Source organism: Achromobacter sp. ACM01 (genome assembly GCF_014851745.1).
In the GTDB taxonomy this organism is placed as follows: Bacteria; Pseudomonadota; Gammaproteobacteria; order Burkholderiales; family Burkholderiaceae_B; genus Achromobacter; species Achromobacter aegrifaciens.
Map to the genome: position 1 here is coordinate 438,255 of NZ_JACVAF010000002.1, position 18,053 is coordinate 456,307.

Here is an 18,053-nt window from a genome sequence, read left to right on the forward strand (position 1 = left end):
ATAGAGGACCCACCATGACCACTCGCCGCACACTGCTGACCGCCGCCCTGACGCTGGGCCTCGCCTGGAGCGCCGCCCCGGCGTTTGCCCAGGACACCATCCGCGCCGTCACCGACGCGACCTTCCCGCCGATGGAGTTCGTCAAGGACGGCAAGCGCACCGGCTTCGACATCGAACTGGTGGAAGCCCTGGCCGGCGCCATGGGCAAGAAGGTCGAATGGATCGACATCGACTTCAAGGGCCTGATTCCCGCGCTGCAGGCCGGCCGCGCCGACATTGCCGTGTCCGCCATCTACATCACGCCCGAACGCGCCAAGGTGGTGGACTTCACCGATCCGTACTACGCGGGCGGCCTGGTCGTGATGACCAAGAAGGACGGCCCGGTCAAGACCCTGAAGGACCTGGACGGCCGCAAGGTGTCGGTGCAGGTGGGCACCAAGTCGGTCAACTACCTGAAAGAACACTACCCGGCGGTGCAGCGCGTGGAAGTCGAGAAGAACCAGGAGATGTTCAACCTGGTGCAGATCGGCCGCGCCGAAGCCGCCGTGACCGGCAAGCCCGCCGCCAAGCTGTTCGCCCAGAGCACGCCGGACCTGACGGTGCTGAACGACCAGATCACCACCGAGGACTACGGCATCGCCGTGCCCAAGAACAAGCCGGAGCTGACCCGTGAGCTGAACGCCGCGCTGCAGAAGCTCAAGGCCGACGGCAGCTACCAGGCCATCGTCAACAAGTGGTTCGAGGCCCCCGCGAAATGAACCTGGATTTTTCTCCCGTCTTTGCCGACTTCGGCGCGCTGATCAATGGCGCCGTGGTCACCGTCGAGGTGACCGCGGGCGCCTTGCTGCTGGCCTGCGTCATCGGCCTGCTGGTGGGCGTGGGACGCCTGAACCCCAAGCGCTACGTCATCTACAACCTGTGCAGCGTTTACTTGCTGCTGTTCCGCGGCACGCCCTTGCTGGTGCAGCTGTTCATCTGGTTCTTCGGCCTGCCGCATTTCGGCATCACCCTGCCGGCGTTCGCCTGCGGCGTGCTGGGCCTGGGCATGTACTCGGGCGCCTACGTGTCCGAAATCGTGCGCGGCGCGATCCAGTCGGTGGACCGCGGCCAGACCGAAGCGGCGCGCTCGCTGGGCATGTCGTCCGGCCAGGCCATGCGCATCATCGTGCTGCCGCAGGCCGTGGTGCGCATGATCCCGCCGCTGGGCAATGAATTCATCGCGCTGATCAAGAACTCGGCCCTGGTGTCGCTCTTGACGATCCATGACCTGATGCATGAAGGCCAGAAGATCATCAGCGTGTCCTATCGCTCGCTGGAAACCTATCTGGTGGTGGCGCTGATTTATCTGATCCTGACCACGGCCACCATGCTGGTGCTGCGCAAGGTTGAACACCGCCTGCGCGCGGGAGGGATGGTGCAATGAACTCCGCAATGAACTCCGCTACGACCCGGGCCGCGGATCCGCAAGAAATGATCCGCATCCGCGGCCTGCGCAAGTCCTACGGCGACCACGAGGTCTTGCGCGGCATCGACTTCGACGTGCTGCCGTCCCAGGTGGTGGTGGTGATCGGGCCCAGCGGCTCGGGCAAGAGCACCTTGCTGCGCTGCTGCAACGGCCTGGAAGTGGCGCAGACCGGCACCATCGACATCTGCGGCCAGACCCTGCTGGACCACGGCGAGCTGTTGCCCGAGGCCGAGCTGAACCAGCTGCGCATGCAGGTGGGCATGGTGTTCCAGGGCTTCAACCTGTTCCCGCACCTGTCGGTGCTGGACAACGTGACGGTCGGTCCGCGCAAGCTGCGCGGCATGGGCCGCGAAGAAGCGCATGCGCTGGCGGCGGACCTGCTGGACAAGGTCGGCCTGGGCCAGAAGATGTCGGCCATGCCGGCCAGCCTGTCCGGCGGGCAGAAGCAGCGCGTGGCCATCGCCCGCGCGCTGGCCATGCAGCCCAAGGTCATGCTGTTCGACGAGCCGACCTCGGCGCTGGATCCGGAGCTGGTGGGCGAAGTGCTGCAGGTCATGAAGCTGCTGGCCAAGGAAGGCATGACCATGATGGTGGTCACGCACGAAATGGGCTTCGCCCGTGACGTGGCCGACGTGGTGGCGGTGATGGACGGCGGCGTGATCCTGGAATCCGGTTCGCCCGACGTGATCTTCACGCAGCCGCGCGAGCCGCGCACCCGCGAGTTCCTGCAGGCGGTGCTGAACGCGGGGCAGGGGGCGGCATGAGCGTGGCGCAATTCGACCCAAGTCTCTGGAAGGCCCGCGACGACAGCGCCGAACAAGGCGACACGCGCCGCCTGGCGCATATCGTCGAAGCGGCCAGTGGCCAAGCCCGCAAGGGCGAGGCGGTGCTGCTGGGCTTTGCCTGCGACGCCGGCGTGGCCCGCAACCAGGGCCGCATCGGCGCGGCCGAAGGCCCGTCGGCCATCCGCAAGTTCCTGGCGGGCCTGCCGGCCCACGGCCTCACGCGTTTGCTGGACGCGGGCGACGTGGCCTGCGAGGGCGACCGGCTGGAGGACGCGCAGGAGCAACTGGGCCTGCGCGTGGCGGAACTGATGGAGCAGGGCGCACGCCCGCTGGTGCTGGGCGGCGGCCATGAGATCGCCTGGGGCAGCTTCCAGGGCCTGGCGCGCTGGCTGGACGCCCGCGGCGACACGGAACCCGTGCTGGTGCTGAACCTGGACGCGCACTTCGACCTGCGTACCGGGCGGCCCGGCAGTTCCGGCACGCCCTTCGACCAGATCTCGCGCTATTGCGAGGAACGCGGCCGGGCCCTGCAATACGCCTGCCTGGGCGTATCGCGGCTGGCCAATACGCCGGCGCTGTACGCACGCGCCGCCGAAGTCGGCGCGGTCTGGGTCGAGGACCGCGACATGCAGGAGCGCCATCTGGCCGCGCGCCTGGCCAACGTCGACGCCTTGCTGGCCCGGGCCCGGCACGTCTACCTGACCATAGACCTGGACGTGCTGCCCGCGGCGGTCATGCCCGGGGTGTCGGCGCCGGCGCCCTATGGGGTGCCGCTGGCAGTGATCGAGGAAATCGTGCTGCGGGTCAAGGCCAGCGGCAAGCTGCGCCTGGCGGACATGGCGGAGTTCAACCCGCGGTTTGACGTGGACGGCCACGGCGCGCGGGCGGCTGCCCGCCTGGCCTGGCAGTTGTTGAACGATTGAGCGGACCGGCGTCTCATCCTTCGGATGGGGGCAGGACCATACGGGGCGGTTTCCTGGGAGGAAACCGCCCCGTTTTTCGTCCTCCTTATGGCGGGCGGCAGGGCTTGCAGCTTATGGCTGGCAGGCTGGACGCTGCCGATTTGGCGGCTTAGGATAAGGGCAGCATCAGGCTTGGGTTTGCGGCCCGTTCAACCGCCGCAACAGTTATGTGTCCCCAATTAAAATATTTTCGTTTTAAATGGGGACGCTATAACTTTCGTGGATAAAATGGCGCAACTTTGTCAGGAGAGCCAGCTCATGTCTCAAACTCCCACCCACGCATTGCCGTCTTATCTGAACGCCGAGGACCTCGGCCCCTGGGGCAACTATCTGCAACAAGTCGACCGGGTCACCCCGTATCTTGGTTCGCTGGCGCGTTGGGTCGAGACCCTGAAGCGCCCGAAGCGTTCCCTGATCGTCGATGTGCCGATCGAACTCGACAACGGCAGCATTGCCCACTTCGAGGGCTACCGCGTCCAGCACAACACCTCGCGCGGCCCCGGCAAGGGCGGCGTGCGTTTCCACCAGGACGTCACGCTCTCCGAAGTGATGGCGCTGGCAGCCTGGATGTCGATCAAGAACGCTGCGGTGAACCTGCCTTACGGCGGCGCCAAGGGCGGCGTGCGCGTCGATCCGCGCAAGCTGTCGGCCTCCGAACTCGAGCGCATGACGCGCCGCTACACCTCGGAAATCGGCGTCATCATCGGACCGTCCAAGGACATCCCGGCGCCTGACGTGAACACCAACGCCCAGACCATGGCCTGGATGATGGACACGTACTCCATGAACGAAGGCGCCACCGCCACCGGCGTGGTCACCGGCAAGCCGATCGCGCTGGGCGGCAGCCTGGGCCGCGTGGAAGCCACCGGCCGCGGCGTGTTCGTGGTGGGCTGCGAAGCCGCGCGCGATCTCAACATCGACGTGTCCAAGGCGCGCGTGGTGGTGCAGGGCTTCGGCAACGTGGGCGGCACCGCCGCCCGCCTGTTCCATGAAGCCGGCGCCAAGGTCATCGCCGCGCAGGACCACACCGGCACCGTCCACAATCCCGCGGGCCTGGACGTGCACAAGCTGCTGTCCTACGTGTCGCAACATGGCGGCGTGGGCGGCTTCTCCGGCGGCCAGGCGATGGACAAGAACGAGTTCTGGACGCTGGAAACCGAATTCCTGATCCCGGCCGCCCTGGAAAGCCAGATCACCGTCGACAACGCCGCCAAGGTGCGTGCGAAGATCGTCGTGGAAGGCGCCAACGGCCCGACCACGCCGGAAGCCGACGACATCCTGGCCGAACATGGCGTCTACGTGGTGCCGGACGTGCTGGCCAATGCCGGCGGCGTGACGGTCAGCTACTTCGAATGGGTGCAGGACTTCTCCAGCTTCTTCTGGAGCGAGGACGAGATCAACCAGCGCCTGGAGCGCCTGATGCGCGAAGCCTACGCGTCGGTGTCGCAAGTGGCCAAGGAACACAAGGTCACCCTGCGCACGGCGGCGTTCATCGTCGCATGCACGCGCATCCTGCAAGCGCGCCAGGTGCGCGGCCTGTACCCCTGATACCCGATACGGCGGGGCGTCCCCGGACGTCACGCCGAGGAGGGCAGGAGACAAAAACGGAAATCGCCCCGCAAGGGGCGATTTCCATTTGCGTGGCTGCAAGCGCATCACGTTGCGCGCATGGATAGCACACCGACATTGCAGGCCTGCGGGCGCCGCGCCCTACGTGGGGGCTGTCGGCAGGACGCCACATCCCCCTCACTTTTTTGCGGCCTAGGGAATTTCCCAGCTTGCGTTACAAGAACTGACACATTGCGTCCCTAGAATTCGTTCCTGCCATGCGCCGAGCGCGCCGCACGCGATGCGTGCCAGCCCGGATGCGCATGTCTGTTCAATCAATGGGAATTTGCAATGAAAAAGACTTTGTTCGTCACCGCCATGCTGGCCGCGTTCGGCGCAACGGCGCAAGCGGAAACCTCGGTGACGCTCTATGGCCTGATCGATACGGGTATCGGCTACCAGCGCATCAAGGGCGATGGTTACCATGAGTCCAAGGTTGGCATGGTCAATGGCGTGTCCAGCGGTTCGCGTTGGGGCCTGCGCGGCGCCGAGGACCTGGGCGACGGCCTGAGCGCCGTGTTCACGCTGGAAAGCGGCTTCAACTCGGCCAACGGCACGTCGGGCCAGAACAGCCGCCTGTTCGGCCGCCAAGCCACCATCGGCCTGAAGAGCACCTCGTGGGGCCTTCTGGAACTGGGTCGTCAGACCAACATCGCCTCGAAGTACTTCGCCGCGATCGATCCGTTCGGCGGCAGCTACGGCCAGGCCAACGTCGGCGTGGCCTTCAGCGCCGCCAACACGGTCCGCTACGACAACATGGTGCAGTACTCGACGCCGTCGTTCAGCGGCCTGCAGTTCGGCATCGGCTACTCGTTCAATGCCTCCGACACGACCACCGCGCAGACCGGCTTCAAGACCGCCGACAACACCCGCGCCATCACGACCGGCCTGCGCTATGTCAGCGGCCCGGTGAACGTGGCGCTGACGTATGACCAGCTGAACCCCGCGAACCAGTTGAACACCGACGCCACGCCCAAGTCGTGGATGATCGGCGGTTCGTACGACTTCGAAGTGCTGAAGCTGGCGCTGGCCTACGGCCAGACGCGTGACGGCTGGTTCACCGGCCAGGGCGCCAATGCCTTCGGCAGCGGCAGCCCCACGGCCAAGGGCTTTGGCACCAACGTGGCAGTGTCGGGCTTCAAGGCCAATTCCTACCTGGTGGGCCTGAGCGTGCCGATCGGCGGCGCCAGCAACATCCTGGCTTCATGGCAGCGCGCCGACACCGACAGCACCAAGCTGACCGGCGACGACGCCACCATGAACATCTACAGCCTGGGCTACACCTACAACCTGTCCAAGCGCACCAACCTGTACGCCTTGGGTTCGTATGCCACCAACTTCGCGTTCACCGACGGCGTGAAGAGCACCGTGGCCATGGTGGGCGTGCGTCACCGCTTCTAAGACGAGAGGCGCGCATGGGCGGCGCTTGGGCGCCGCCCTGCCGCCGCGGTTGCACTGAGCGGACTGGGCGTCTTACCCGGCCACAGACGCGAAAAAAGCGGCCACCTCCCTAGCTCCATCCTCAGTCCGCTCAACCGAACCCCGGCTTGCTGCCGCAGGGAGCGCCCGCGCAGGCCGCGGGCGTTTCCAGGGGCGGCTTATGAAGCCGGCAGCAGCTCAGGCTTCAGGATCCCGCGCAGTTCCGAATACGGAATGTTCAGCTCGGGTTCGCCATGCGAGTACGGCGCGATGGAATAGGCGTCGTACTTGACCACGATGCCCTCGCGCGTCAGCGCATAGTTATCGCTTTCCTGGAACGGCCACATCTTGTTGTAAGCCGTCGGATCGCGGCGCGCATCCGGATTGCCGGCCAGCCACTTGGCATGCGCCTGGCGCAGCGCCGCCACGTACTGCGGATGGCGGCCCGGTATCAAGGCTTCTTCCAGGCTCATCACGCGGCCGTGGCTGCGCTCCCAGTTCAGGTACTGGGTGGCCGGAATGCCGTGCGCCGCGCCAGTGAGGAATTGCTCGGTGTGCAGTTCGACGGCCACGATGTCGCCTACCGTGTCCTTCACGCTGGCCTTGAAATAGGTGGCGTCCCGCGCGCGAGCGACCGACCAGAAATACTGCGTGTATTCGGACAGCGTGTCATAGGGCCCGCGGCGGTTGGCATCGGTGCCGGTCATGTAGGCCAGCACGTGGTCTACCAGCGCGGTCAGCTTGGGGATGCCGGGAAACGCGACGCTGTCGATTTCGATGCGGGGGCAATCGCCCTCGCAGCCTGGCTTGCTGGACGCCCACTTGATGCGCTCGGTGGACAGGTCGCCGACTTTTTCCGGCGTGGACGCCGAGGCCGGAGCCTGCGTGGCCAGGGTGATGTCCGCGGGCGGCGTACTGCCGCAGCCCGCCAAAGCCAGCAGGGCCGCGCCCAGGATGAGACCGCTTATCGCGCCTTGCGGCGTGAATGTGCGACGCATTGAAACTACCTCCAGAAAATCGGGGCGCGGCCGTTCAGGGCACCACGCCGGTCCACTCGGGCGTGGCGAACTTCTCGGCCGCCTGCGCCTGCGCGCGAGCCAGCGTGTCGCTGCCTATCTGCCCGGGGGTCAGACGGTGCAGGCCGGCAAAAGTTTCCACCATGCGGTCGATGATCACTTCCCGCGCCAGCCCGGTCTGGGTGCGCAGGGGATCGACGCGCTTCTTGGCGCTGGTGGTGCCTTTGTCGGACAGTTTTTCGCGGCCGATGCGCAGGACCTCGACCATTTTATCCGCGTCGATGTCGTAGGACATGGTGACGTGGTGCAGCACTGCGCCGCCGCGGCGGGCCTGCGCCGCGCCGCCGATCTTGCCGATGTCCGAGGCGATGTCGTTGAGCGGCTGGTACCAGGCCTTGATGCCCAGGCCCTGCAGGGCGGTCAGCACCCAGGCGTCCAGGAAGGCGTAGGACTCCTGGAAGCTCATGCCATGCACCAGCGCCTGGGGGGCGCTGAGCGAATAGGTGATGGAGTTGCCGGGTTCCATGAACATCGCGCCGCCGCCGCTCACGCGCCGCACGACCTGGATGCCATGGCGGCGCGCGCCTTCGGGGTCGACTTCGTTCTTCAAGGATTGGAAGCGGCCGATCACGACCGCGGGTGCGGCCCATTCCCAGATGCGCAGCGTGGGCGGACGCAGGCCGGCGCCGACCTCGTCGGTGATGACGGCGTCCAGCGCCATGTGCAGCACCGGGTCCTGCGGCCCTTCATGGATCAGCTGCCAGTCGTAGTCGTTCCAGTCGGTGCGCGTCATGCCAGCGCCCTCCGCAGCACCACGGCAACGGCCTCGGCCGAGAAGCCGAACATTTCGGCATCGGCGGGCAGGGCCGATTGCACGGCCAGCGCCAGTTCCAGTTCGCCGGCGTCGGCCGGCAGGCCGTTCAGGCCGCTATTGATGGCGTCCAGCGCCTCGGGCGGCTCAAGAAAAAAGTCGCCGCTGATGCGCACGTCGGCCAGGCGGCCGTCGCGCACTTCCAGATCCGCGACGACCAGTTTGCCGCCGGGGACTTTGTATTCGCCATGCATGGGCGCTCCTTGCTGTATCAGTACCAAAAACTACAGGCTGAGCTTCATGCCGTCATGGCTGGCTTTGAAGCCCAGGCTTTCATAGAACCTGCGCGCGTCGGGCCGGGCGCGGTCCGTGGTCAGCTGCACCAGGCTGCAGCCCTGGATGCGGCATTGCTCGATCGCCCATTCGAACATCTTGCGTCCGAGGCCCGCGCCGCGCGACGACGAGGCGATGCGCACGCTCTCGATCTGTCCGCGCCATTGGCCCAGCCGCGACAGGCCGGGTATGAACGATAACTGCAAACAGCCGACCAGGTTCGAGTCCTGCTCGACCACGGCCAGGAATTGATTGGGGTCCTGGCCGATTGCGGCAAAGGCGGCAGCATAGCGCGGGTCCAGCGGCAGCACGGGATTCTCGCGCGTGGCGCCGAGTTCATCGTCGGCCAGCAGGGCGACGATGGCCGGCAGATCCCCCAGGCGCGCGCGGCGGAAAACCAGTTGCGGGTCGGGCATGGCGGCTCCTTCAGCGGGTGGTGTTCTGGGCGGTCTGGCCGAACAGGATGCGGCGCGATTCCTCGTCGCTGATGGACGGCGCCGTGTTGATGGTGTCGGCCAGGGCATAGGCGCGCTGCGTGGCGGGGCGGGCCGCGATGGCGTCGAACCAGCGCTTGAGGTGCGGGAACTCGTTCAGGTCCTGCCCCTGCTTGGCGTGCGGCACGATCCAGGGATAGGCCGCCATGTCGGCGATGGAATAGTCGCCGGCGACGAACTCGCGGTCCGCCAGGCGCTTGTTCAGCACGCCGTAGAGGCGGTTCGTTTCCTTGACGTAGCGGTCGATGGCGTAAGGGATGCGCTCTTGCGCGTAGCCGGAAAAGTGGTGGTTCTGGCCGGCCATGGGACCCAGGCCGCCCATCTGCCAGAAGAGCCATTGCGACACTTCAGCGCGGCCGCGCACGTCGGCGGGCAGGAATCGGCCGGTTTTCTCGGCCAGATACAGCAGGATGGCGCCCGACTCGAACAGCGAGATCGGCGCGCCGCCGCCGGCCGGGGCCTGGTCGACGATGGCGGGAATGCGGTTGTTCGGGGCAATGGCCAGGAACTCGGGCTTGAACTGATCGCCGCGGCTGATGTTCACCGGATGGATCTTGTAGGGCAGGCCGGTTTCTTCGAGGAACAGCGTGATCTTGTGGCCGTTGGGGGTGGTCCAGTAGTAGAGATCGATCATGGGATGTCCTGTGCGTCGCGCCGGCGGCGGCCGGCGCAGGGAAAGGCCATGATAGCGGGGCCGGCTTCGCGCCGGCCCCAATAACCGGGGGGCGGGTACGGGTTTGCCCCGGGGGCTTGCCCTGGCAGCGGCCCGCGTTCAGGCCGTGCCCGCGCGCGGCCGCCCCGGCAGGCGCCAGCTCCAGTTCAGGCTCACGCCCGCCGCCGCCAGGAAGATCATGGCCACGCCCGCGATCTGCGTGGCGTCCATGCGGTGGCCGTAGACCATGAAGTCCAGCAGGATCGCGACGGCAGGATAGATGAAGCTCAATGCGGCGGTGGACGTGGTAGGCAGCTTCTGGATGGCCGAATACATCAGGATGTACATCAGGCAGGTGTGGATCAGCCCCAGGGCCACCAGGTAGCCCCATTGCAGGGGCGCGGCGGGCAGGGCGTTGAAGTCCGCCATGGGCAGCAGCATCACCGCGCCCAGCGTCACCTGCACCAGCGCCAGCACCTGCGGCGGAATGTGCTTGAGCCGCTTGACGATGATGGCGGTGACGCCATAGAGCGCCGCCGCGCCCAGCCCCAGCATCAGCCCCGACAGATAGGCGCGGCCGTCCGCGCCGCCAGCTTCGGACAGGCGCAGCACCAGCATCAGGCCGGCGAAGGCCAGCACCGACCAGGCCAGCTTGCCGCGCGTGGGCCGCTCGCCCAGGAACAGCACGCCCAGGCCGATCAGGAAGAAGGGCTGCACGTTGTAGACCGCGGTGGCCAGCGAAATGGACGCCAGCCGATAGGCGGAAAACAGCAGCACCCAGTTCAGCACCAGCGCGGCGCCCGCGGCCAGGGCCAGCATCAGCGTGCGGGCGGTGAACAGGCCCGGCTTGAGCAGGCCGCGCGCCCAGCAATACACAAACAGGGAGAGGGCGCCGAACACGCAGCGGAAGAAGACCACGTTCCAGGCGCTTTGCCCCGACTCCAGCACAAACACGCCCAGGGTGCCGGACAGGGTCATCGCCGCGGCCATCTGGGCCAGGCCCACGCGTTCTGATGAGGGTTTCATGAGGGTTCTCCAGGGCCTTGCGGCCACGATATTCGATGGAGAAATTATCCCAGGCGGATCAAGCTGGTTATATGATGTTGATGTGGTGAATCGATTCCGAAACCTTTGTTTAGGTGGAATTTATGCAAAACGACCTAAAAAGTGAAAACCCGGTCCTGGACGGTATCGACCGCCGCCTGGTGGAGATGCTGACCACCAATGCGCGCACCACCACGGCCGACCTGGCGCGCCAGGTCGGGATGTCCGCGCCCAGCGTCGCGGACCGCCTGCGGCGGCTGGAAGAATCGGGCGTGATCCGGGCCTACACCCTGGACGTGGACCCGGTCGCGTTGGGCTACGCGCTGGAGGCCATCGTCCGCATCCGCCCCTTGCCCGGGCAACTGCGCCACGTGGAAGGCCTGATCCAGCAGATTCCGGAATTCGTGGAATGCGACAAGGTGACGGGCGACGATTGCTTCATCGCCCGCGTGGTGCTGCGCTCGATCTCGCATCTGGACGGCATCCTGGAGCGCGTGACCGAATTTGCGGAAACCAATACCGCCATCGTCAAGTCCCACACGGTGCGCCGCCGGCTGCCGCCGCTGCGCTGACGCGCGGCTCAGACCGGCGCGGACAGCGCCTTTTCGATGTCGTCCTTGATGCCGGCCGGGGTATCGGTGGGCGCGTAGCGCTTGATGACCTGGCCGTCGCGGCCCACCAGGAACTTGGTGAAGTTCCACTTGATGCCCTCGGTGCCGAAGACGCCGGGCTTCTCGCCCTTGAGCCAGCGGTAGAGCGGGTGGGCGTCCTCGCCGTTGACGTTGATCTTGGCGTAGAGCGGAAAGGTGATGTCGTACTGCGTGCTGCAGAAATTGCGGATTTCGGCTTCGTCGCCGGGTTCCTGGTGGCCGAACTGGTCGCAAGGAAAGCCCAGCACCGCGAAACCATCGTCGTGGAACGAGCGGTAGAGTTCTTCCAGGCCGGCGTACTGCGGCGTGAAGCCGCATTTGGAGGCCACGTTCACCACCAGCAGCACGCGGCCGCGGTACGTGTCCAGGGACTGTTCCGTGCCGTCGATGGCGCGGGCGGAAAAATCGTAGAGGGTGCTCATGCGGGCTCCTTAGGCGTCCGAACGCGAGGGCGTCAGCGCGCCGGCTTGTTGTCCAGCGAGTGTAGCCCCGGCATCGCGGCCGTAGTAGCGCGTACCCCACAAGGTCAGCAGCAGGACGGCGGCGGTGATGCCGGCCGACATCCAGGGCAGGTCTGTCAGCGGCAGGCCGTGGCCCAGCGCCACGCTGCCCAGCCAGGCGCCGCCCGCATTGCCCAGGTTGAAGGCGCCCTGATTGAGGGTCGACGCCAGGTTGGGCGCGTCGGCCGCCTGGTCCACGATCAGCGTCTGCAGCAAAGGCACGACGGCAAAGCCCAGCACGCCCCAGATGAAGGTCATGACCAGCATGGGCGCCAGCGCGTGGATGGCCTGGCTGAGCGCCAGGAAGACCAGCAGCAGGCCGATGAAAATGCGGCGCAGCGACACTTCCAGGTTGCGGTCGCCCAGCTTGCCGCCCAGGGTGCTGCCCACGGTCAGCGCCACGCCGAAGAGCAGCAGCACGCCGGTGACGCCGCGTTCGGACACGCCGGTCACTTCGCGCAAGAGCGGCGCGATGTACGTCAGCACACAGAACAGCGCCGCGGAGGCCAGCACGCTGGCGGCCAGCGGCCAGACCACGCGCACGTCGCGCAGCACCTTGAATTCGCGCAGGATGTTGCCGGGCTGCATGGGGATGCGGGCCGGCAGCCAGGCGGCCAGCGCGGCCACGGCCAGCAAACCGATGCCGCTGACCACCCAGAAAGTCGAGCGCCATCCGGCCACCTGGCCCAGCGCCGTGCCCAGCGGCACGCCCAGCACGTTGGCCAGCGTCAGGCCGGTGAACATCAGCGCAATGGCGCTGGCGCGCTGGTTGCGCGGCACCAGGTCCGCGGCCACCACGGCGCCCAGGCCGAAGAAAGCGCCATGGCAGAAGGCGGTGAACACGCGCGCCGCCATCAGCAGCGCGTAGTTCGGCGCCAGCGCGCACAGCAGGTTGCCCACCACGAAGGTGCTGGCCAGGCCGATCAGCGTGGCCTTGCGCGGCAGCCTGGCGGTGAGGATGGCCATGATGGGCGCGCCGATCACCACGCCCATGGCGTAACCGGTGATCAGCAGGCCTGCGACGTCAATGCTGACTTGCAGATCGGCGGCGACGTTGGGCAGCAGGCCCATGATGACGAACTCGCTGGTGCCGATGCCGAAAGCGGCGGCGGCCAGCGCGATAAGGTGCAGGGGCATGGGACAGGGCCGGGACGAAAGGAAGGCCCCGGCGCAAAGAGAAGGCAAGGGCGGAATTCTAGGGCAGCGCCGCGCAAGCGTCGGGGGAAAGCCCTATTCTGAATAAGGGTATACCCTTAAATTGACGCGGCGCGGGCCTTTGTTCCGGACCGGCCGCGGCGCCGCCAAGGGCTTGCGCGGCGCGGGGCCATTGGGCGGGTTTCGCCACAGCCGTCCTATCATGTCCATCAGATCCAAATGCGCGCGCTGTAGGAGAAATCGGCAATGGAAGGAATGATTGAACGCCTGGAGGCGATGCTGGCCAAGGGCACGGACAACATGCTGCTGCGTTTTTCGCTGGGAAAGGCCTACGCGGAGCAGGATTGCTTCGCCGATGCCGAGCCCCATCTGCGCGCGGCGCTGGCATTCGATCCCGCCTATTCGGTGGCCTGGAAATGGCTGGGCAAGGCTTGCCTGGGACAGGGCGACAAGAGCGGCGCGCGCGCCGCCTGGGAATCGGGCCTGCAGGCCGCGCAGGCGCGCGGCGATCAGCAGGTGGTGAAGGAGTTGCAGGTGTTCATCAAGCGCTTGGACAAGGAGGCTGCGGCTGGGCACGCGTGAGCCGGAATACCTCGATGGCGTGGCGCAGCTCCTCGGTTTCGGCCCGCTGCGCAACCGTCCCAGGCGCATCCGCTATGCCGGTGTGCACGTCGCGGGCCAGGCCGACCAGATTCCTGCGCGTGGCCTCCAGCGAAAATCTTAATGCGCCGATCTCATCGTCCGGATTGCCCGGCGCCAGCGGCGTGCCCAGATTGCCGGCCGCGATCTGCCGCGTGAAGTCGGTGGCCGTGGCCAACAGGCCGGACAGGGAGCGGCCATAGGCCCAACCCGATGCGAAGATCAGGCAGACGCCAGCGGCCAGCACTGCCGTGGCCAAGGCCAGTTGCTCGATATTCAGATTGGCCGCCATGCCATGCAGCGCGAAGCCGCCGGCGGCCAGGAACAGCGCGGACGAAAGTCCCGCCCAGGCCAGCATGCGCGCGCGTATGCCCGACGCCCGCCAGTCGCGCAGACGCGCCAGCGGGCCTCCCGGCAGGATCCGCCCCGCGCGCAACCGCAAGCCGCCGGTAATGCCGGTGCGCAGGCGCCGGTAGGCGCTGTCCGCGGTGTCGATCTGGGCGCGCGTTGGTTTGACGCGCACGCAGGCATAGCAGACGGTGACGCCGCGCTCCACCACCGGGGTGATGCTGGCCAGCGACCAATAGTGGCCGCCATGCTTGCGCCGGTTCTTGATCACGCCCGTCCATGACTGGCCCCGCTGTATCGTGCGCCACAAGTCGTCGTAGGCGGCCAACGGCATGTCGGGATGGCGCATGGTGTCATGGCCCTTGCCCATCAGATCCGCCTGCGTGTAGCCGCTGACCTCCAGGAACGCCGGATTGGCGTAGATGATGCGGCCGCGGGCGTCGGTGCGGGTGATGAGGCACTGCTCGTCGTGCAGCGTGTATTCCTGGTCGTGGACCTGCGGATGGTCGCGCATGGCTGTGTCGTCCTGCGATCGGCGTTGGCGGAATGTCGTAGACCGATCATCCGGGACGCGGACGGAAGCGGCGTTGACCTAGGTCAAGCGGGGCCGACGTCGTTCCCGCTCGCGGCCAGCGTCTCAGGCCGGCGGCAGCCCGCTGAACGCCTCCAGCGCGCGCAACCGGCTCTGGGCCAGGTCGACAATGGGCAGCGGATAGCCGGCGGCGGCGCGCTCCATCGGGCTGGGATCATGGATGGCGCGGCCGTCCAGATGCGCCAGTTCCGGCAGCCATTCGCGCAGGAACACGCCGTCCGGATCGAACTTGCGCGACTGCGACAGCGGATTGAAGATGCGGAAGTAGGGCACGGCGTCCGCGCCCGTGGACGCGCTCCATTGCCAGCCGCCGTTGTTGGCGGCGAGATCGCCGTCCACCAGCTGCGCCATGAACCAGGCTTCGCCCAGCCGCCAATCGATCAGCAGGTTCTTGGACAGGAACATGGCCGTCACCATGCGCAGGCGGTTGTGCATCCAGCCCAGCGCCAGCAACTGCCGCATGGCCGCGTCGACGATGGGAATGCCGGTCTGGCCCTGCTGCCAGGCATGCAGGTCCTCAGGCGCGTCGCGCCACGGCACCGCGGCGGTCTCCGGCTTCATGGGCTGGTGCATGGACAGCGCCGGGTAGGCGGCCAATAGATGCTGATAGAACTCGCGCCACAGCAATTCGTTGATCCAGGTGGCGGCGCCGCGCTTCCCGCCCTCTATTTCCCCGTGGTTTGCGGCCTGCGCCGCGCGCAAGGCCTGGCCCGGCGACAGCACCCCCGCCGCCAGATAGGGCGACAGGCAGCTGGTGGCGGGCAGCGAGGGAAAATCGCGTTCTTCCTGGTAGGCGTCGATGACGCCGTCGGCAAAGGCTTCGAGGCGTTCGCTGGCCGCGTCCTCGCCAGCGGGCCAGAGCGCGCGCACAGGCTCGGCGGGCGCAGCGAAACCCTCGAAGGCCGCGGGCAGCGGATCCGCCGGCCAGGGCGGCGGGGTCTGCGCGCGCGGGGCGGGCAGGGCGCGCAGCGGCGCCGTGCGCAGCCGTTCGCGGCAGGCCCGCGCGTATGGGGTATAGACGCGGTAGCACTCGCCCTTGCCGGTCAGCACCGTGCCGGGCCGCAGCAGCGAAGCGCCATGATGCAGGGTCCAGTCCACGCCCAGGGCTCGCAGGCTGGCGGCGACCGCGGCATCGCGGCGGCGTTCGTTGACGGCCCATTCGGCGTTGGCGTGGACCTGGCCGATGGCGTGGTCGCGGCAGAAAGCGGCCAGCGCGTCCGGCGCCTCGCTCCAGTCATGCACCGTCAGCAGCCGCAACGGAATGCCCAGGCGGCCGAGTTCGCGAGACAGTTCGCGCAGATTGCGCAGCCAGAAATCCACCTTGGCCGGCGCGTCGCCGTGCTGCCGCCATTGGCCGGGCGCGGCCAGGAACAGGGCGGTGACCGTGCCGGCTTCGGCGGCCGCGGCCAGGGCAGGGTTGTCATGCGCGCGCAGGTCGGTGCGCAGCCAAAGCAGCGTGTTCATGGGTGGTCCAGGGCAGGGGCGGCGAGGCTGGCATTCTATATTGCGCCCGCCGCGCGGACGCGCCGGCAGACCGGCCTTGGAAGACGATGTAAAAACTACGAGTAGATGTGTCCTGGCTTGCGCCGGCTGGCGCCGCGGGCCTCGCGGGGGAAAGCGCCCGGCGCGGCCGGATTGCGCCGCTTTGCGGTCAAACCATGAAACACGCTGGCGCGCCGCGGATATTGACGCCGCCTGGTCCCCGCCCTGTAATTCAAATAAACGACTAGAGCAAGATGAACGCTATGGGAAATCTGATGGACCTACGCCCGTCTTTTCTGAGGGGCCGCACACCCGCAGGCAACGCGTCCCGCGACGTCTTGCAAAAACTCTGGCGCTCGGTGGATCTGCCCGGCGAATCGCTGGACCATGTGGTGTTGACTGGCGCCGATCCGGTACTCCCATCGTCCTTCGCTGTCGGCATGGCGGCGCAGACCAGCATGGCCGCGGCCGCGCTGGCCGCCGCGGAGATCTGGAATCTGCGCGGCGGCGCCAGGCAGCAGGTCGGCGTCGACATGCTGCACGCCGCGCAGGAATGCCGCAGCCACTACACCATCAACGGCATCACGCCCAATCCCTGGGACCCCATCACCGGGCTGTACCGCTGCGGCGACGGCGGCTGGGTCCGCATCCATGCCAATTTCGCTCATCACCGCGATGGCGCGCTGGCGCTGCTGGGCTGTCCGGCCGGCGAAGACACTACCCGCGCGATGGTCGAGCGCGCCTTGAGCCGCTGGAAGGCCCTGGACTTCGAACAGGTGGCCGCCGACGCGGGCCTGCCCGTGGCCGCCATGCGCAGCTTCGACGAATGGGACCGCCACCCCCAAGCCCTGGCGGTGGCCGCGCAGCCCCTGCTGACCATCGAGCGCATCGGCGAAGCCGATCCGCGTCCCTTGCCCAAGTACGGCAATGGCGCCCGGCCGCTCAAGGACATCCGCGTGCTGGACCTGACCCGCATCATCGCCGGCCCGGTCTGCGGACGGGCGCTGGCGGCGTACGGCGCCGATGTGATGCTGCTCAATTCCCCGCATCTGCCCAACATCGACAACATCATCGATACCAGCCGCGGCAAGCTGTCGGTGCTGGCCGATCTGGATACGGCCGACGGCCGCATCGCGCTGGGCAACCTGCTGCGCAGCGCGCACGTGTTCGTGCAGGGCTACCGCCCCGGCGGCCTGGCCGCGCTGGGCTTCGGCCCGCAGGACGCGGCGCGCATCCGTCCGGGCATTGTCTACGTGTCCTTGACCGCCTATGGCGACAAAGGTCCCTGGGCCGGCCGCCGCGGCTTCGATTCCCTGGTGCAGACCGCTACGGGCTTCAACCACGCCGAGGCGCAGGCCGCGGGCCAGGACACGCCCAAGCCCATGCCCATGCAGATCCTGGACCATGCCTCGGGCTACCTGATGGCGTTTGGCGCGCAAGCCGCGCTGGCGCGCCAAATGACCGAAGGCGGCAGCTGGCATGTGCGCGTGTCGCTGGCGCAGACCGCGCATTGGCTGCGCGGCCTGGGCCGTGTCGAGGGCGGCCTGGCCTGTCCGATGCCGGGTTTCGACGGCCTGCTGGAAACCGAGCCCTCCGGCTTTGGCGAACTGGTGGCTCTGCGCCACGCCGCGCAGTTCTCCGATACGCCGGCCCGCTGGACGCGTCCGTCCAGCCCGCCCGGCACGCATCCGCCGGTCTGGCCATTCAACTAGGAACACCCGCTCAAGCCTGCGCGCCGCCGGCGTCTGGCTGGAAGCAGCGCGTCTCCAAGCAAGGGCCGCGGTTTCATCTGCGGTTCTGTCTGATTTTCATGTAAGCGCCTCAGCACGGCCCCGGAGCCTGTGGCCGGCGCTCTGCCTGCACTTCTTGCGTCCAGCCATGGCTGAGGCGCTTCCATCTCTTCCCACGCAAGTCCGCCCGATACCGCCATGCGCAGCTATCGGGTTTTCTGTTATGGAATCAATAAATTACATATTGATATCAACAGTCATATAAATAGCATGTCGTCATATTTTGTCATTGTTAAGTAACAACCAGAATCCCCGGGTGTAGTCGCTGGGAGTGCGCGCAGGACTTCGTCCTGGATGTGGCTCAGAAC

19 protein-coding genes are annotated in these 18,053 nt (G+C 67.0%); 9 read left to right on the forward strand and 10 right to left on the reverse strand.

Annotated features, from left to right (window positions below; all coding sequences use genetic code 11):
• The first annotated feature begins 14 nt into the window (after positions 1-14).
• The 6 genes from IB268_RS10490 to IB268_RS10515 all read left to right on the forward strand — a co-directional run bounded on the left by IB268_RS10490 (position 15) and on the right by IB268_RS10515 (position 6,221).
• The gene (locus tag IB268_RS10490; RefSeq protein WP_119451092.1) at positions 15-758 is read left to right on the forward strand and encodes a transporter substrate-binding domain-containing protein; all 744 of its coding nucleotides are present in this window, start codon (positions 15-17) and stop codon (positions 756-758) included.
• A complete protein-coding gene (locus tag IB268_RS10495) occupies positions 755-1,423 on the forward strand; it encodes an amino acid ABC transporter permease (protein ID WP_013393489.1) in 669 nt (222 codons plus the stop codon). The genes IB268_RS10490 and IB268_RS10495 overlap by 4 nt, the downstream gene beginning before the upstream one ends.
• 47 nt (positions 1,424-1,470) lie before the next feature.
• Positions 1,471-2,229, forward strand: a complete 759-nt coding sequence (locus tag IB268_RS10500) for an amino acid ABC transporter ATP-binding protein (protein WP_175162966.1) — start codon at positions 1,471-1,473, stop codon at positions 2,227-2,229.
• Positions 2,226-3,173: a formimidoylglutamase gene (hutG, locus tag IB268_RS10505; RefSeq protein ID WP_054456765.1), complete on the forward strand. Its 948-nt coding sequence runs from the start codon at positions 2,226-2,228 to the stop codon at positions 3,171-3,173. Before IB268_RS10500 ends, hutG begins: the two co-directional genes overlap by 4 nt.
• A gap of 297 nt (positions 3,174-3,470) precedes the next feature.
• Positions 3,471-4,760 (forward strand): Glu/Leu/Phe/Val dehydrogenase, encoded by a 1,290-nt coding sequence (locus IB268_RS10510; RefSeq protein WP_054456766.1) that lies wholly within the window; start codon positions 3,471-3,473, stop codon positions 4,758-4,760.
• Positions 4,761-5,111: 351 nt separating this feature from the next.
• Positions 5,112-6,221 carry a porin gene (locus tag IB268_RS10515; RefSeq protein WP_054456767.1) on the forward strand — a complete coding sequence of 370 codons (1,110 nt, stop codon included), beginning with the start codon at positions 5,112-5,114 and terminating at the stop codon, positions 6,219-6,221.
• A gap of 197 nt (positions 6,222-6,418) precedes the next feature.
• On the opposite strand, the gene IB268_RS10520 is transcribed toward IB268_RS10515, so the two are convergent.
• From IB268_RS10520 to IB268_RS10545, 6 genes are all read right to left on the reverse strand, one after another.
• Positions 6,419-7,237, reverse strand: a complete 819-nt coding sequence (locus tag IB268_RS10520) for an RsiV family protein (RefSeq protein WP_054456768.1) — start codon at positions 7,235-7,237, stop codon at positions 6,419-6,421.
• 34 nt (positions 7,238-7,271) lie between these two features.
• Entirely contained in the window at positions 7,272-8,048 is a 777-nt protein-coding gene (locus IB268_RS10525) for a biotin/lipoate A/B protein ligase family protein (RefSeq protein WP_054456769.1), read from the reverse strand.
• Positions 8,045-8,320, reverse strand: a complete 276-nt coding sequence (locus IB268_RS10530) for a lipoate protein ligase C-terminal domain-containing protein (protein WP_013393496.1) — start codon at positions 8,318-8,320, stop codon at positions 8,045-8,047. The genes IB268_RS10525 and IB268_RS10530 overlap by 4 nt, the downstream gene beginning before the upstream one ends.
• Positions 8,321-8,350: 30 nt before the next feature.
• Positions 8,351-8,815 (reverse strand): GNAT family N-acetyltransferase, encoded by a 465-nt coding sequence (locus IB268_RS10535; protein ID WP_192354204.1) that lies wholly within the window; start codon positions 8,813-8,815, stop codon positions 8,351-8,353.
• A 10-nt stretch (positions 8,816-8,825) separates the two neighbouring features.
• The gene (locus IB268_RS10540; protein ID WP_119451095.1) at positions 8,826-9,527 is read right to left on the reverse strand and encodes a glutathione binding-like protein; all 702 of its coding nucleotides are present in this window, start codon (positions 9,525-9,527) and stop codon (positions 8,826-8,828) included.
• A gap of 138 nt (positions 9,528-9,665) precedes the next feature.
• Positions 9,666-10,571, reverse strand: a complete 906-nt coding sequence (locus IB268_RS10545) for a DMT family transporter (protein WP_192354205.1) — start codon at positions 10,569-10,571, stop codon at positions 9,666-9,668.
• 122 nt (positions 10,572-10,693) lie between these two features.
• Here IB268_RS10545 and IB268_RS10550 point away from each other — a divergent pair, with 122 nt between their 5' ends.
• Positions 10,694-11,161 carry an Lrp/AsnC family transcriptional regulator gene (locus tag IB268_RS10550; RefSeq protein ID WP_054456773.1) on the forward strand — a complete coding sequence of 156 codons (468 nt, stop codon included), beginning with the start codon at positions 10,694-10,696 and terminating at the stop codon, positions 11,159-11,161.
• Positions 11,162-11,169: 8 nt separating this feature from the next.
• Here the strand turns inward: IB268_RS10550 and IB268_RS10555 are convergent, their stop codons facing one another.
• Together IB268_RS10555 and IB268_RS10560 are read right to left on the reverse strand one after the other, a co-directional pair.
• Entirely contained in the window at positions 11,170-11,661 is a 492-nt protein-coding gene (locus tag IB268_RS10555; protein ID WP_059380299.1) for a glutathione peroxidase, read from the reverse strand.
• Between the two features lie 9 nt (positions 11,662-11,670).
• A complete protein-coding gene (locus tag IB268_RS10560) occupies positions 11,671-12,876 on the reverse strand; it encodes an MFS transporter (protein WP_054456775.1) in 1,206 nt (401 codons plus the stop codon).
• Positions 12,877-13,140: 264 nt separating this feature from the next.
• Between IB268_RS10560 and IB268_RS10565 the strand changes: the two genes are divergently transcribed.
• Positions 13,141-13,476, forward strand: a complete 336-nt coding sequence (locus IB268_RS10565; protein WP_082401201.1) for a tetratricopeptide repeat protein — start codon at positions 13,141-13,143, stop codon at positions 13,474-13,476.
• On the opposite strand, the gene IB268_RS10570 is transcribed toward IB268_RS10565, so the two are convergent.
• Positions 13,436-14,395, reverse strand: coding sequence for a PAS domain-containing protein (locus IB268_RS10570; RefSeq protein WP_119451096.1), 960 nt, complete (start codon positions 14,393-14,395; stop codon positions 13,436-13,438). The two genes, IB268_RS10565 and IB268_RS10570, sit on opposite strands and share 41 nt — an antisense overlap.
• A 123-nt stretch (positions 14,396-14,518) precedes the next feature.
• Positions 14,519-15,937, reverse strand: coding sequence for a deoxyribodipyrimidine photo-lyase (gene phrB, locus IB268_RS10575; RefSeq protein WP_119451097.1), 1,419 nt, complete (start codon positions 15,935-15,937; stop codon positions 14,519-14,521).
• A gap of 281 nt (positions 15,938-16,218) precedes the next feature.
• On the opposite strand from phrB, the gene IB268_RS10580 reads away from it, so the two are divergent.
• On the forward strand, positions 16,219-17,667 hold the full coding sequence (locus tag IB268_RS10580) for a CoA transferase (RefSeq protein ID WP_175163773.1): 1,449 nt from the start codon (positions 16,219-16,221) through the stop codon (positions 17,665-17,667).
• Positions 17,668-18,053 lie beyond the last annotated feature (386 nt).